A 13,326-nucleotide genomic window follows, 5' to 3' on the forward strand; every position below is an offset into this window, starting at 1 on the left:
ATTGAAAGAGTCCCAATGATCAAGTTTCGTCTCGCACATCTCGGCCTCGCCATGGCCGCTCTTGGCTTTACCGCAGCAACGCCCGTCCTCGGTCTGTCCACTGCTTACGCGGCGGAAGCCGTGCGCCCGGAAATCGGCGGCCCTTTGCAAGCCGCCCAGAAAATGATGCAAGCCGGACGCGCGAAGGATGCGCTGAACGAACTGCGCAAGCTCGACGGTAAAAACCCGACCGGCAATGAGCAATACCTGATCGAACGCGTGCGCGCCGCCGCCGCCTCGACCGCCGGCGACTACGATACCGCCGCCCGCTCCTTCGAAAAACTGATCGACTCGGGCAAACTGTCCGCCAGCGAACGCGCCAATTTCTCCGAAGGCTTGATCGGCATTTACATGCGCGCCAAGGAATTCGGCAAGGCCAACGCCGCCATCCAGCGTTCGCTCAAGGAGCGCGACGATCCGAAGCTGCGCGCCTACCTGATCCAGAATTACATGGCGATGGGTAACGCCGCCGAAGCCACCAGGCTGCTCGAAGCGGACCTGCGTGCCGCCGAAAAAGCCGGCCGCACCCCGCCGGAAGAACCGCTGCAATGGATGGCCAACCTGCAGAACAAGAGCGGCGACAAGGTAGGCTATGTGGCGACGATCGAAAAACTCGCCGCCCACTATCCGAAGGCGAGCTACTGGGCCGACCTGCTCAATCGCATCGTCAGCAAACCTGGCTTCGCCGACCGCCTGCGCGTCGACGTCTCGCGCCTGCAACTGGCCAACAACCTGCTGAAAAAGCCGAGCGAATACATGGAACTGGCCCAGCTGGTCCTGCGCGACGGCGCCGCTGCGGAAGCGGTCAAGATCGTCGACAAGGGCTACAAGGCAGGCATCCTCGGCGTGGGCGCCGATGCGCCGCGTCACCAGCGCCTGAAAGACCTGGCCGACAAAACCCTGGCCGAGTTCAACAAGAACGTCGCCACCACCGAAGCATCGCTGCAAAAGGTCGCCGATAACGATGGACTGGTGAACCTGGGCTACGCCATGGTGCAAGCCGGCCAGGCCGAAAAAGGTCTGGCGCTGATGGAAAAAGCCAGCGCCGCCGGTAACCTCAAGCGTCCAGAAGATGCCAAGCTGCGCCTGGGCCAGGCCTACGCCGCCGCCGGCAAGAAAGCCAAAGCCATCTCCACCCTCAAAACGGTGGGCGGCAAGGACGGCACGGCCGAACTGGCACGCTACTGGATCATGGCCATCAATCATCCAATGACTTGATCGGCACTGCGACAACGTAGTCTCCTGAAAGCGCTGTCTGCATCTTGCAGGCAGCGCTTTTTAGCTTTGAACGTATAATCGCTGTTTCGATTATGTTGGTCTGTTCATGCACAGTCATCCCAAGAGCACCCTATGAAGGTTTTTCGCGGACTTCCCAACGACCGGGCGCGCGCGCCCTGCGCGCTCACGATCGGTAACTTTGACGGTGTCCATCGCGGCCACCAGGCATTGCTGGCGCGCGTGTGCGCCGCCGCCTCCGACCTTGGACTGGAAGCGGCCGTGATGACGTTCGAGCCGCACCCGCGCGAATTTTTCGCGCGCCGCGCCGGCGACCTGTCGAAAGCCCCGAACCGCATCGCCAACCTGCGCGACAAGCTGCAGTCGCTCTCGAACGCCGGCATCGACCGCGTCATCGTCGAACACTTCAACGAACACTTCGCTGCCATTTCGCCCCAGGACTTTGTGGAGCGCGTGCTGGTCGAGGGCCTGCACGTCAAATGGCTGATGGTCGGCGACGATTTCTGCTACGGCGCGCGGCGCGCCGGCAATGTCGCCATGCTGATCGAAGCGGGCAAGCGCCACGGCTTTCATGTCGAAACGCTGCCCACCGTGATGCACGGCGCCCAGCGCATTTCCTCGTCGGCCGTGCGCAGCGCGCTCGCCGCGGGCGACTTCGGCCAGGCCGGCCAGCTGCTCGGCCACCCGTACGCCATGTCGGGCCACGTGATCCACGGCCAGAAGCTGGGCCGCACGCTCGGCTTCCCGACCTTGAATTTGCGCGTGGCGCACCGCCCCGCCCTGTCGGGCATTTTCGTCGTCCAGGTGCATGGCATGGGGCCCGAGCCGCTGCCCGCCGTGGCCAGCCTGGGCGTGCGCCCCACCGTCGACGACAGCGGCCGCGTGCTGCTCGAAGTGCACGTGTTCGACTTCGCCCAGTCCTGCTACGGCAAGATGGTGCGCGTCGAATTCCTGGAAAAGATACGCGACGAAGAAAAATACACCGACCTGGCCACCCTGACCGCCGCGATCGCGCGCGACAGCGACCAGGCGCGCGCCTGGTTCGCGCGGCGCGCCGCCGCCCTGACCGCCACCGACCGAATTTGACGCCGCACCCGCAGCCCGCTGCCACCTGCGTCACCATCGAAGACACCCAGATACACCTCCTTGAAGAAAAATATGTCCGACAATAGCCAAACCAGCAAACCAGAGCAGAACCAGCAAGCCCCACAGGCCGCCAAAAAAGACGGGAAAAAGGACGCCAAGCCGGTCAGCAAATACCCGGTCAACATGACCGACACCCCGTTCCCGATGCGCGGCGACCTGGCCAAGCGCGAACCGGGCTGGGTCAAGCAATGGCAGGACAAAAAAATCTATGAGCGCGTGCGCAAGGCGGCCAAGGGCCGTCCGATGTTCGTGCTGCACGACGGCCCGCCGTACGCCAACGGCGACATCCACCTCGGCCACGCCGTCAACAAGATCTTGAAAGACATGGTCGTCAAATCGCGCGGCATCGCCGGTTTCGACGCGCCCTACGTGCCGGGCTGGGATTGCCACGGCATGCCGATCGAAATCCAGATCGAAAAACTGCACGGCAAAAACCTCCCGACCGCCGACGTGCTGGCAAAGGCGCGCGCCTACGCGCTCGAACAGGTCGACCGCCAGCGCGCCGGCTTCATTCGCCTGGGCGTGCTCGGTGAATGGGACAACCCGTACCTGACCATGGCCTTTCGCAACGAGGCCGATGAACTGCGTTCGCTCGGCACCCTGCTCGACAAAGGCTATGTGTACCGCGGCCTGAAACCGGTGAACTGGTGCTTCGATTGCGGCTCGGCCCTGGCCGAAGCGGAAGTCGAATACCAGGACAAGCGCGATCCGGCCATCGACGTCGGCTTCCCGTTCGCCCAGCACGACAAACTGGCCGCCGCCTTTGGCCTGCCCGCGCTGCCTGCCGGCGATGGCTTCATCGTCATCTGGACCACCACGCCATGGACCATCCCGTCCAACCAGGCGCTCAACGTCAATCCTGAAGTGACTTACGCGCTGGTCGAAACCACGCGTGACGGCAAGCCGCTGCTGCTCATCCTGGCGGCCGACCTGGCCGAGTCCTGCCTGCTGCGCTACAAGCTCGAAGGCAAGGTCATTGCAACGTGCCTGGGCCAGGCGTTCGACGGCCTCTCGTTCAAGCATCCGCTGCATGCGGCCGACGCGTTTTTCGACCGCCTCTCGCCGATGTACATGGCCGATTACGTCACCACCGAAAGCGGCACCGGCGTGGTCCACTCGGCGCCTGCCTACGGCCTGGACGACTTCATTTCGTGCAAGGCGCACGGCATGAAGGATGACGAGATCCTCACCCCGGTGATGGGCGACGGCCGCTTCGCCTCGACCCTGCCGCTGTTCGGCGGCCTGACCATCTGGGAAGCGTCGAAACCCATCTGCGCGGCCCTGACCGCTGCCGGCGCCCTGTTCGAACTGAAGATGTTCGACCACAGCTACATGCACTGCTGGCGCCACAAGACCCCGATCGTCTACCGCGCCACCTCCCAGTGGTTCGCCGGCATGGACGTCACGCCCAAAGACGGCGGAGCGACCCTGCGCGAGACGGCCCTCAAGGGCATCACCGAAACCCGCTTCTTCCCGGACTGGGGCCAGGCGCGCCTGCACGGCATGATCGAAAACCGTCCCGACTGGACACTCTCACGTCAGCGCCAGTGGGGCGTGCCGATGGCCTTCTTCCTGCACAAGGAAACCGGCCAGCTGCACCCGCGCACGCCGGAGCTGCTCGAGCAAATCGCCAAGCTGTTCGAAGAGCGCGGCATCGATGCCTGGCTCGATATCGAACCGAAGGACCTGCTGGGCGAAGACGCCGCAATGTACGTCAAGAACAAGGACACGCTCGACGTCTGGTTCGATTCCGGCTGCACCCACCAGACCGTGCTGCGCGGCTCGCACGCGGCCCAGTCGCACTTCCCGGCCGACCTGTACCTCGAAGGCTCGGATCAGCACCGCGGCTGGTTCCATTCCTCGCTGCTGACGTCCTCCATGCTCAATGGCTGCCCGCCGTACAAAGCGCTGCTCACGCACGGCTTCACGGTCGACGCCGAGGGCAAGAAGATGTCCAAGTCGCTCGGTAACACGATGGCGCCGCAAAAAATCTCCGACACCCTGGGCGCCGACATCCTGCGCCTGTGGGTCGCCTCGACCGACTACACGGGCGAACTGTCGATCTCCGAAGAGATCCTGAAGCGCGTGACCGAATCGTACCGCCGCATCCGCAACACCCTGCGCTTCCTGCTGGCGAACACCTCCGACTTCGACCACGCCAAACACGCGCTGCCGACGGCCGACCTGCTCGAAATCGACCGCTACGCCATCGCCGCCATGGCCGCGCTGCAGAACGACATCGCCAGCCACTACGAGCGCTACGAGTTCCACCCGGTCGTCTCCAAGCTGCAGAACTACTGCTCGGAAGACCTGGGCGGCTTCTACCTCGACATCCTCAAGGACCGCCTGTACACGTCGGCGGTCGATTCCTCGGCCCGCCGCTCGGCACAGACCGCGCTGTGGCACATCACGCAAAGCCTGCTGCGCGTGATGGCGCCGATGCTCAGCTTCACCGCCGAGGAAGCGTGGGCCGTATTTGCCGACGCCGACGCCTTTGCCGCCAGCGACGAAACCATCTTCACGCAAACCTTCTGGACCCTGCCCGAGGTGGCCGACGGCGCCGCCCTGCTGGACAAATACACGACCTTGCGCGCGGTGCGTACCGACGTCACCAAGCAGCTGGAAGAATTGCGCGTCTCGGGCGCCATCGGCTCGTCGCTGCAGGCAGAACTGACCATCAAGGCCAGTGGCGACAAATACCGCCTGCTGGCCAGCCTGGACGACGACCTCAAATTCGTCTTCATCACCTCGCAGGCCCAGGTAGCCGAAGTGGCCGACGATGCCGGCGAGGCGATCGTGGTGGCCGCCTCCGCCGCGCCGAAATGCGAGCGTTGCTGGCATTATCGCGCCGACGTCGGCAGCCACGCCGAGCATGCGGCCCTGTGCGGCCGCTGCTTCAGCAATTTGTTCGGCAGCGGCGAGAAGCGCGCCTTCGCATAAACACCAACACGACACCACCCCATGGCAACCAAAAAGAAACAGCTGTTCTCGTCCGCGCCGCAAGGCGGCTCCGGCATGATGCCCTGGCTGGGCATCGCGGCCATCATCATCCTGATAGACCAGCTGACCAAGATCGCGATCCAGAAGACCTTCGTGTTCCGCGAGGAGAAGGTCATCACGTCCTTCTTCAACCTGACGCTGACGTACAACAAGGGCGCCGCATTCGGCCTGCTCAACGACCAGCCGGGCTGGCAGCGCTACTTCTTTACCATCGTCGGGGTGCTGGCGGTCGGCTTCATCGTCTACCTGTTGAAGCGCCATGCCGGCCAGCGCCTGTTTTGCTGGGCGCTGGCCCTGATCATGGGCGGCGCCATCGGCAACGTGATCGACCGCGTCGCTTACGGTCACGTGGTCGACTTCCTGCTGTTCCACCTGAACGGTGTCGGCAGCTTCCCCGTCTTTAACGTGGCCGACTGCGCCATCTGCCTCGGCGCAGGCCTGTTCATCTACGACGAACTGCGGCGCGTGAACCGGCAATAAGGAGAAAGCGCATGTCGATGGACCTGAAGGGTAAAAAAATCGTGCTCGGCCTCTCGGGCGGGGTGGCCTGCTACAAGGCCGCGGACCTGTGCCGCGCGCTCATCAAGCAGGGCGCCTCGGTCCAGGTGGTCATGACCGACGCCGCCACCCACTTCATCACCGCGGTGACGATGCAGGCCTTGTCCGGCCATCCGGTCCACACCGACCAGTGGGATGCGCGCGTGGCCAACAACATGGCCCACATCGACCTCACGCGCGGGGCCGATGCGATCCTGATCGCGCCCTGCTCGGCTGACTTCATGCGCAAACTCGCGCACGGCGTGTGCGACGACCTGCTCTCGACCCTGTGCCTGGCGCGCCCGCAGCGCGTGCCGCTGCTGGTCGCCCCGGCCATGAACGTCGAGATGTGGGAAAACCCCGCCACGCGCCGCAATGCCGCCCAGCTGCGCGCGGACGGCATTTGCATCTTCGGCCCCGCTGCCGGCGAACAGGCCTGCGGCGAAACGGGCCTGGGCCGCATGCTGGAACCCGCCGACCTGCTCGACGAAGTCATCGCCTCGTTCCAGGCCAAGGTCCTGGCGGGCAAGCGCGTGCTGATCACCGCCGGACCGACCTTCGAAGCGATCGATCCTGTACGCGGCATCACCAATCTGTCGTCCGGCAAAATGGGTTATGCGATCGCCCGCGCCGCGCGCGAAGCGGGGGCCGAGGTCACCCTCATCTCCGGCCCGACCGCCCTGGCCACGCCACACGGCGTGCGCCGCACCGACGTGCAAAGCGCGCGCCAGATGCATGACGCGGTCATGAACGCCGTCGGTGGCCAGCATGTGTTCATCAGCGTGGCGGCGGTGGCCGACTGGCGCGTGGCCAACGCCAGTGCGCAGAAAATGAAAAAGCAGGACGACGGCGCCACGCCCAGCCTTCAGTTCGAACAGAATGCCGACATCCTCGCCTCGGTCGCCGCCACCACGTCCGTATCGGGCTGGCCGTACTGCGTCGGCTTTGCCGCCGAATCGGAGAACCTGGTCGAATACGGCGCCATCAAGCGCGAGAAAAAAGGCATTCCCCTTTTGGTCGGCAATATCGGCCACCAGACCTTCGGCCAGGACGACAACAGCATCATGCTGTTCGACGACCAGGGCCACACCGTACTGCCGCGCGCCGACAAGCTCACGCTGGCGCGCCAGCTCATTTCAGAAATCGCAAAGCGCATCGAACAGCGCTCCCTGCTCAAGTAAAAAGCACCTGTACCATGAAAACCATTGACGTCAAAATCCTCGACCCGCGCATGAAGGACCAGCTGCCGGCCTACGCCACTCCGGGCAGCGCCGGGCTTGACCTGCGCGCCTGCATCGACGAGCCGATCACCATCGAAGCCGGCGCCACCGTGCTCATTCCGACCGGGCTGGCGATCCATGTGAGCGACCCCGGTTACGCCGCCATGATCCTGCCGCGCAGCGGCATGGGCCACAAGAACGGCATCGTGCTGGGGAATCTGGTAGGCTTGATCGACTCCGACTATCAGGGACAACTGATGGTATCGACCTGGAACCGCGGCCAGAACGCCTTCACGCTCAACCCCATGGAGCGTCTGGCTCAATTGATCGTGGTGCCGGTGGTGCAGGTCGGATTTAACATCGTCGACGATTTCGACACGAGCGAACGCGGTGCGGGCGGTTTCGGCAGCACCGGAAAACACTAATTTGGAGAAGTCTATGGCCCGCTTCACTGGTCTGCGTCCGGCTGTGCCGGCACTGTGTATTGCGCTGCTGCTGGCGGCGTGCACCACGCCCGGCCCCGTGACGGAAACACCGCCAACGTCACAGCCGCAACAGCCGGTGGAACCGCCCGCGCGCACGATCACGCCGCGCCTGGCGGCCGCCGCCGAAGCGCTCACCAAGATGGCGGCCATGCAGGAACGCCTGTACCGGATCGCCGCGCCGCTCCTGATCAACAACGCCGACTTGTGCAAGGCATCCACGCGCAACCTGCTCGGCTTCACCGCGCGCAACCGCTACTGGTATCCGGGCGAATACAATGAGGCGGCCGGCATCGCCTTCGACATGGGCGAACGCCTGCAGGTGACGGGCGTACTGGCCGGCAGCGGCGCTGCGCGCGCCGGACTGCGGCGCGGCGACAATCTCATTTCCGCCAGCGGCAAGGCACTGCCGGTCGGCCCCAACGCATCGAGCACGGTCGGCGCGGTATTCGGCCCCCTGGTGGCCAGCCAGGCCAGCCTGGCGCTGCAGATCGAACGTGACGACAAGACCCGCGAACTGACCGTTCCGGTCACGCGCGCCTGCGGTTTCGCCATCGAACTCGGGAACGCCGACAACGTCAACTCCTACGCAGACGGCTCGCGCGTCCTGGTCACGCGCGGCATGCTGCAGTTTGCAAAGAGCGACGAAGAAATCGCGTACCTGCTGGCCAAGGGCATCGCGCACAACATCCTGGGCCATGCCACGTCGCAGCGCAGCGTCGGCACCATCGGCAGCATCATCGACAACCTGACCAACGTGCGGCCGGATACGTCGATGCTGATCGGCAGTGGCGGCATCAAGGCCATGCCGCCCGAACTCGACGCCGCCGCCGCCCAGCTCAGCATGTACGTGCTGGTGCGCGCCGGTGTGGGCATCGATGGCGCCCCGGCGTTCTGGAAGCGCCTGGCGGCGACCTATCCAGCCACGGTATTGAATGGTTATGTCGCCAACTACCCGGGCACCGCCGCGCGCCTGGCCGCGATCGACAAGGCCACCGCCGACATCCGCGCCAAGCAGGCCGCGAAAAAACCGGTCGCGCCATGAAAAAGCTGCTGCTCGCCTTCCTGACGATCCCACTGCTGGCGCACGCCGCGCAGTGGGTGAAGGTCGGATCGGCCGCGGGCAGCCAGTCGTACATCGACAAGAGCAGCATTATCCGCAGCGACAAGAGCTACAAGGTGTGGTCGCTGGTGTCGTACGCTAAAGAGCAGGCCACGCCGGAAGGCACGCCGTACCTGTCGATGAAGGCCCTGCATTTGTATTCATGCGCCGAGCGCACCACCACTTTGCTCAGCCAGGTGTACTACGCCGAGGCGATGGGCAAGGGGCCCGTCTCGCAAAACTTCAAGTACGAAAAATTCGCGCCGGAAGACATCGTGCCCGACAGCGTGTCGGACGGCGCGCTGCAGGTGATCTGCAAGCGCAGGAAGCGCTAGCGCGTTCAGCTCGGGAAATCCGGGAAGTAGGTTCCCATCACCCACGTCAGCACGCCGCAAAAGACCACCACCGCCACCAGCACGATCAGCAAACGCCCGAACTTCGGCGAGCCATCGTCATTTTTTGTATCATTGCTCATCTTCCCACCACCATGTGCTCGATTCAGGAGCGCCAGTATATTCGATTCAATGGACAGCATAGACCTGGAAGTATTAAAGACCGCCTCCGCGTGGATCGCCGCCGGTCGGCGCTGCGAATTGATCACGGTGATCAAGACCTGGGGCTCGAGCCCGCGCCCGATCGGCGCCACGCTCGCCATGTGCGACGATGGCAGCGTGGTCGGTTCGGTCTCCGGCGGCTGCATCGAAGATGACCTGATCGAGCGCGTGCGCCGGCTCGGCATCACGCGCACCATTCCCGAGGTGGTCAGCTACGGCATCAGCGCCGACGAAGCGCACCGTTTCGGCCTGCCCTGCGGCGGCACCATCGAACTGGCGATCGAGCCGCTGTCGAGCGCCAGCGCCATCGACGAACTGCTTGCGCGCCTGGAAGCGCACGAACTGCTGGCGCGCCGGCTCGACCTGGCAACCGGCGCGGTCACGTTGACGGCGGCGCAGGCCGGCGCGGTGCAACTGCTGGCCGATGGCGTGCTGACCACCGTGCACGGTCCGCGCTGGCGCCTGTTCATCATCGGCGCCGGGCAGCTCTCGCGCTTTCTCGCGCAGATCGCCACGGCGATGGACTACCACGTCACCGTGTGCGACCCGCGCGAAGAGTACCGCTCCGGCTGGAATCTGCCGGGCGTGCAACTGGTGCACATGATGCCGGACGACCTGGTGCTCGAGTCGCGCCTGGATCACCGCAGCGCCGTGGTGGCGCTCACGCACGACCCCAAGCTGGACGATCTGGCGCTGATGGAGGCGCTCAAATCCGATGCGTTTTACGTGGGCGCGATCGGCTCGCGCCTGAATAACGCCAAGCGGCGCGAGCGACTCAGGCAGTTCGATCTGTCGAACGAGCAGCTGGCGCGCCTGCACGGGCCGATCGGCCTGTACATCGGCAGCAAGACACCGTCGGAGATCGCCATTTCGATCCTGGCGGAGCTCACCGCCGTCAAGAACGGTGTGCCGGCCGAACTGCAGGTGCGCCACGCGGCCGCGCTGGAGCCGGCCGGCACCGAGGCGTGCGCGGCCGCGCTGACTTAACAACACCAGTAATAGCCAGTGTCATGGCAAGAAACGGGTTGCCCGCACCGCGCCGGCGCTGGACAATGCCGCTTCGTTACACAGCGTGACGACGCACCGGGAATCCACCATGAACACAGCCAATCTGCTTCGCCTGATCGTCCTTGCCGCCATCTGGGGCAGTTCCTTTCTCTTCATGCGCATCGCCGCGCCGGTGCTCGGGCCGGCCGTGCTGATCGAATACCGGGTCGCCTTTGCCGCCGTGTTCCTGGCCATCGTCGGCGTGATCCTCAAGAAGCGCCTCGACCTGGCCGCCAACTGGAAGCACTACCTGATCCTCGGCTTCATCAACTCCGCCCTGCCCTTTCTGCTGTTCGCTTTCGCCGCGCGCACCTTGTCGGCCTCCGTGCTGTCGGTGCTCAACGCCACCGCGCCGATGTGGGGCGCGCTGATCGGCGCGCTCTGGTCGCGCCAGGCCATCGCCGGCAAGCAGGTACTGGGCCTGGTGCTCGGCACCTGCGGCGTGGCCCTGCTGGTCGGCTTCGACGACGTCACCACGCGTCCCGGCGCGCCGCTCGCCATCGCGGCCGCCCTGCTGGCCGCCTTCTGCTACAGCGTGGCCAGCACCTACGCCAGGTCGGCCAAAACCGTCGAACCGTACGCCAACGCGCACGGCAGCATGTGGGCCGCCACCTTGCTGGTGATTCCGGCGCTGCCGTTTTTCCCCGCTCCCGCCACGGCGACGCCGGGCATCATGGGCGCCGCGCTCGCACTGGGCGTGCTTTGCAGCGGCATCGCCTACATCATGTACTTCAAGCTGATACAGCAAGTCGGCCCGACGTCCGCGCTCACGGTCACCTTTCTCAGTCCCCTGTTCGGCATTTTGTGGGGCGTGCTGTTTTTATCCGAACACGTGGGCTGGCACACCGTCGCCGGCGCCGCCGTGGTCATCGCCGGCACGGCGCTGGTGACCGGATTCACGCCGTTCGGCGCACGTGCTATCGTTGCGCCCTCTTCCACCAGCAAATAGGCAGCCGCTTGCAGACGTCGATCCCCCTTCCGGCGCTTTACCGCAGCGCCGATATCCTGGCCTTCCACAGCCGCGATACCGAAGCCGTGGCCGAACAGGTCGAGCCGGGGCGTATCCGCAAGGGCGTGATGATCGGCGGCGTACCGGTTTTGCTCGACATCGCCCTCGGCGCCGACTTGGCACACTGCACGGTGCAGGCCGACGGAGCGCTTGCGCCCGACGATCTGCGCCAGATCGACGACGCCCTGCTTAACATTTTGGCGCTGCGCATCGACCCGGCGCCCTTCCTGGCGGCCGTTGCCGGCGACCCGCTGCTGGGGCCCGTGGTGCAGCGCCAGCCCGGTTTGCGCATCGTGCAGTCGGCCACGATTTTCGAGGCGCTGACCTGGGCCATCATCGGCCAGCAGATCAACCTGACCTTCGCCATTGCGCTGCGCCGCACCTTCATTTTGCAGGCCGGGCGGCAGCACAGCAGCGGCTTGTGGTGCTATCCGGAGGCGCGCGACGTGGCACGCCTCGATACCGGCGATCTCACCACCCGCAAATTCTCGCGCTCCAAGGCCGACACCCTGCTGCGCCTTGCGCACCTGGTCGACAGCGGCGAACTGACGCTTGATCGCAGCGATGACGCGGCCCGGGTGGCGGCCTCGCTGCTGGCCGTCAAGGGCATCGGCCCGTGGACCGTCAACTACGCCCTGCTGCGCGGCTACGGCTACGCCGATTGTTCACTGCATGGCGACGTGGCGATCCGCGCGGCGTTCCAGCATCTGCTGGGCGAAGACGCCAAGCCGGACATGGCGCGCACCGAAGCGCTGCTGGCGCGCTATGCACCGCACCGCACCATGGCCGCGGCCCACCTGTGGACCAGCCTGCATCCGCGCGTCGACGAACAAGCCGCTTGACCCTGACGCCACGTCAGACTCCACACTGCGCTTACGCATGAAGACAAGGAGTGATTCGATGAAGTTAAAAATAGGCGAGCTGGCGAAACGGTCGGGACTGACGGTGCGCGCGCTTCATCATTACGACAGTATCGGCCTGCTCTCCCCTTCGGCGCGTTCCGACGCCGGCTACCGCCTGTACAACCGCGACGACATCGCCCGCCTGCACCAGGTGCAGGCACTGCGCCGTTTCGGCGTGTCGCTGGCCGACATCGGAACCTTCCTGGCCAATCAGGGCTCGAGCCTGTCGACCATCGTGGAGCAGCAGATCGCCGCGCTGACCCGACAGATCGACCAGGCCGGCATCTTGCGCGAGCAGCTGACAACGCTGCACCGTGAACTCGATGCCGGCGTGGAGCCCGACCTGGCCGCGTGGCTCACTACTCTGGAGTTGATGACGATGGTCGATACCTATTTTTCAAAAGAAGAACTGAAACAGCTGCCATTTTTCGCCGGCGACGCCGCCTGCATCGCCGAGTGGGATGCGATGGTGGCGCGCTTCAAGCAGATGATCGCTGCGGGCACGCCGCCGGCGGCCGTCGAAGCGCAAACGCTGTCGCAGGAATGGATGCTCAAGATGGAACGCGACACCAACGGCGACCCGGATGTCATGGTGCGCATTCTCGCCATGCAGGCGCGCGAGCCGGCCCTGCGCCAGCAGAATGGCGTCACGCCCGACGTCGAGGCGTATCTCAAGGAAGCGTTCGCGCAGTCGCGCCTGGCGATGTTCAAAAAATACCTGTCGCCCGAAGAGTTTGCGTACATGGATGCGCACTACCGCATTCGCATGGACGAGTGGCCCGGGCTGATCGCGCGGGTGCGCAAGGCGATTGCCAGCGGCGCCGCGCCTGCCGATCCGCAGGTGGGGCAGTTGATGCGCGAGTGGATCGACTTGTCGCAGTCGTTCGCCGGCGACGATCCCGCCACCCACGCGAAAATCCGCGTCGCTTACGAGAAGGAGCCGCTGCTGATGATCGGCAGCTGGATCACCGATGAAATGAAGGCGTACATCGGGCAGGCCATGGCGGCGTTGCATCAGCATTCCTGAGCTGGCGCGCTCGATCATCTGACAA

At 64.9% G+C, this 13,326-nt stretch carries 13 protein-coding genes; 12 read left to right on the forward strand and 1 reads right to left on the reverse strand.

What is annotated here, in order from left to right; translation table 11 throughout:
- Window positions 1–15: 15 nt before the first annotated feature.
- The 8 genes from RBA40_RS19890 to RBA40_RS19925 all read left to right on the forward strand — a co-directional run bounded on the left by RBA40_RS19890 (window position 16) and on the right by RBA40_RS19925 (window position 9,097).
- On the forward strand, window positions 16–1,257 hold the full coding sequence (locus RBA40_RS19890; protein WP_306649491.1) for a tetratricopeptide repeat protein: 1,242 nt from the start codon (window positions 16–18) through the stop codon (window positions 1,255–1,257).
- A 132-nt stretch (window positions 1,258–1,389) separates the two neighbouring features.
- Window positions 1,390–2,361: a bifunctional riboflavin kinase/FAD synthetase gene (locus tag RBA40_RS19895; RefSeq protein ID WP_306649492.1), complete on the forward strand. Its 972-nt coding sequence runs from the start codon at window positions 1,390–1,392 to the stop codon at window positions 2,359–2,361.
- Window positions 2,362–2,433: 72 nt separating this feature from the next.
- Window positions 2,434–5,361 carry an isoleucine--tRNA ligase gene (gene ileS, locus RBA40_RS19900; protein WP_306649493.1) on the forward strand — a complete coding sequence of 976 codons (2,928 nt, stop codon included), beginning with the start codon at window positions 2,434–2,436 and terminating at the stop codon, window positions 5,359–5,361.
- A gap of 21 nt (window positions 5,362–5,382) precedes the next feature.
- On the forward strand, window positions 5,383–5,901 hold the full coding sequence (lspA, locus tag RBA40_RS19905) for a signal peptidase II (protein ID WP_306649494.1): 519 nt from the start codon (window positions 5,383–5,385) through the stop codon (window positions 5,899–5,901).
- A gap of 17 nt (window positions 5,902–5,918) precedes the next feature.
- Complete coding sequence (gene coaBC, locus RBA40_RS19910; RefSeq protein WP_099882333.1) at window positions 5,919–7,139, forward strand: bifunctional phosphopantothenoylcysteine decarboxylase/phosphopantothenate--cysteine ligase CoaBC; 1,221 nt, start codon at window positions 5,919–5,921, stop codon at window positions 7,137–7,139.
- Between the two features lie 14 nt (window positions 7,140–7,153).
- A complete protein-coding gene (gene dut / locus RBA40_RS19915; protein ID WP_306649495.1) occupies window positions 7,154–7,603 on the forward strand; it encodes a dUTP diphosphatase in 450 nt (149 codons plus the stop codon).
- Between the two features lie 13 nt (window positions 7,604–7,616).
- Window positions 7,617–8,705, forward strand: coding sequence for a M48 family metallopeptidase (locus RBA40_RS19920; RefSeq protein ID WP_306649496.1), 1,089 nt, complete (start codon window positions 7,617–7,619; stop codon window positions 8,703–8,705).
- Window positions 8,702–9,097: a surface-adhesin E family protein gene (locus tag RBA40_RS19925; protein ID WP_306649497.1), complete on the forward strand. Its 396-nt coding sequence runs from the start codon at window positions 8,702–8,704 to the stop codon at window positions 9,095–9,097. The genes RBA40_RS19920 and RBA40_RS19925 overlap by 4 nt, the downstream gene beginning before the upstream one ends.
- A gap of 5 nt (window positions 9,098–9,102) precedes the next feature.
- On the opposite strand, the gene RBA40_RS19930 is transcribed toward RBA40_RS19925, so the two are convergent.
- On the reverse strand, window positions 9,103–9,237 hold the full coding sequence (locus RBA40_RS19930; protein ID WP_267876238.1) for a hypothetical protein: 135 nt from the start codon (window positions 9,235–9,237) through the stop codon (window positions 9,103–9,105).
- A gap of 49 nt (window positions 9,238–9,286) precedes the next feature.
- Between RBA40_RS19930 and RBA40_RS19935 the strand changes: the two genes are divergently transcribed.
- The 4 genes from RBA40_RS19935 (at window position 9,287) to RBA40_RS19950 (ending at window position 13,301) form a co-directional block, all read left to right on the forward strand.
- Entirely contained in the window at window positions 9,287–10,303 is a 1,017-nt protein-coding gene (locus RBA40_RS19935; protein WP_306649498.1) for an XdhC family protein, read from the forward strand.
- A gap of 109 nt (window positions 10,304–10,412) precedes the next feature.
- The gene (locus RBA40_RS19940) at window positions 10,413–11,312 is read left to right on the forward strand and encodes a DMT family transporter (protein ID WP_306649499.1); all 900 of its coding nucleotides are present in this window, start codon (window positions 10,413–10,415) and stop codon (window positions 11,310–11,312) included.
- 8 nt (window positions 11,313–11,320) lie between these two features.
- On the forward strand, window positions 11,321–12,214 hold the full coding sequence (locus tag RBA40_RS19945) for a DNA-3-methyladenine glycosylase family protein (protein WP_306649500.1): 894 nt from the start codon (window positions 11,321–11,323) through the stop codon (window positions 12,212–12,214).
- Between the two features lie 58 nt (window positions 12,215–12,272).
- Entirely contained in the window at window positions 12,273–13,301 is a 1,029-nt protein-coding gene (locus RBA40_RS19950; protein ID WP_306649501.1) for a MerR family transcriptional regulator, read from the forward strand.
- Window positions 13,302–13,326 lie beyond the last annotated feature (25 nt).

Source organism: Massilia pseudoviolaceinigra (genome assembly GCF_030846505.1).
GTDB lineage: Bacteria > Pseudomonadota > Gammaproteobacteria > Burkholderiales > Burkholderiaceae_D > Telluria_A > Telluria_A violaceinigra.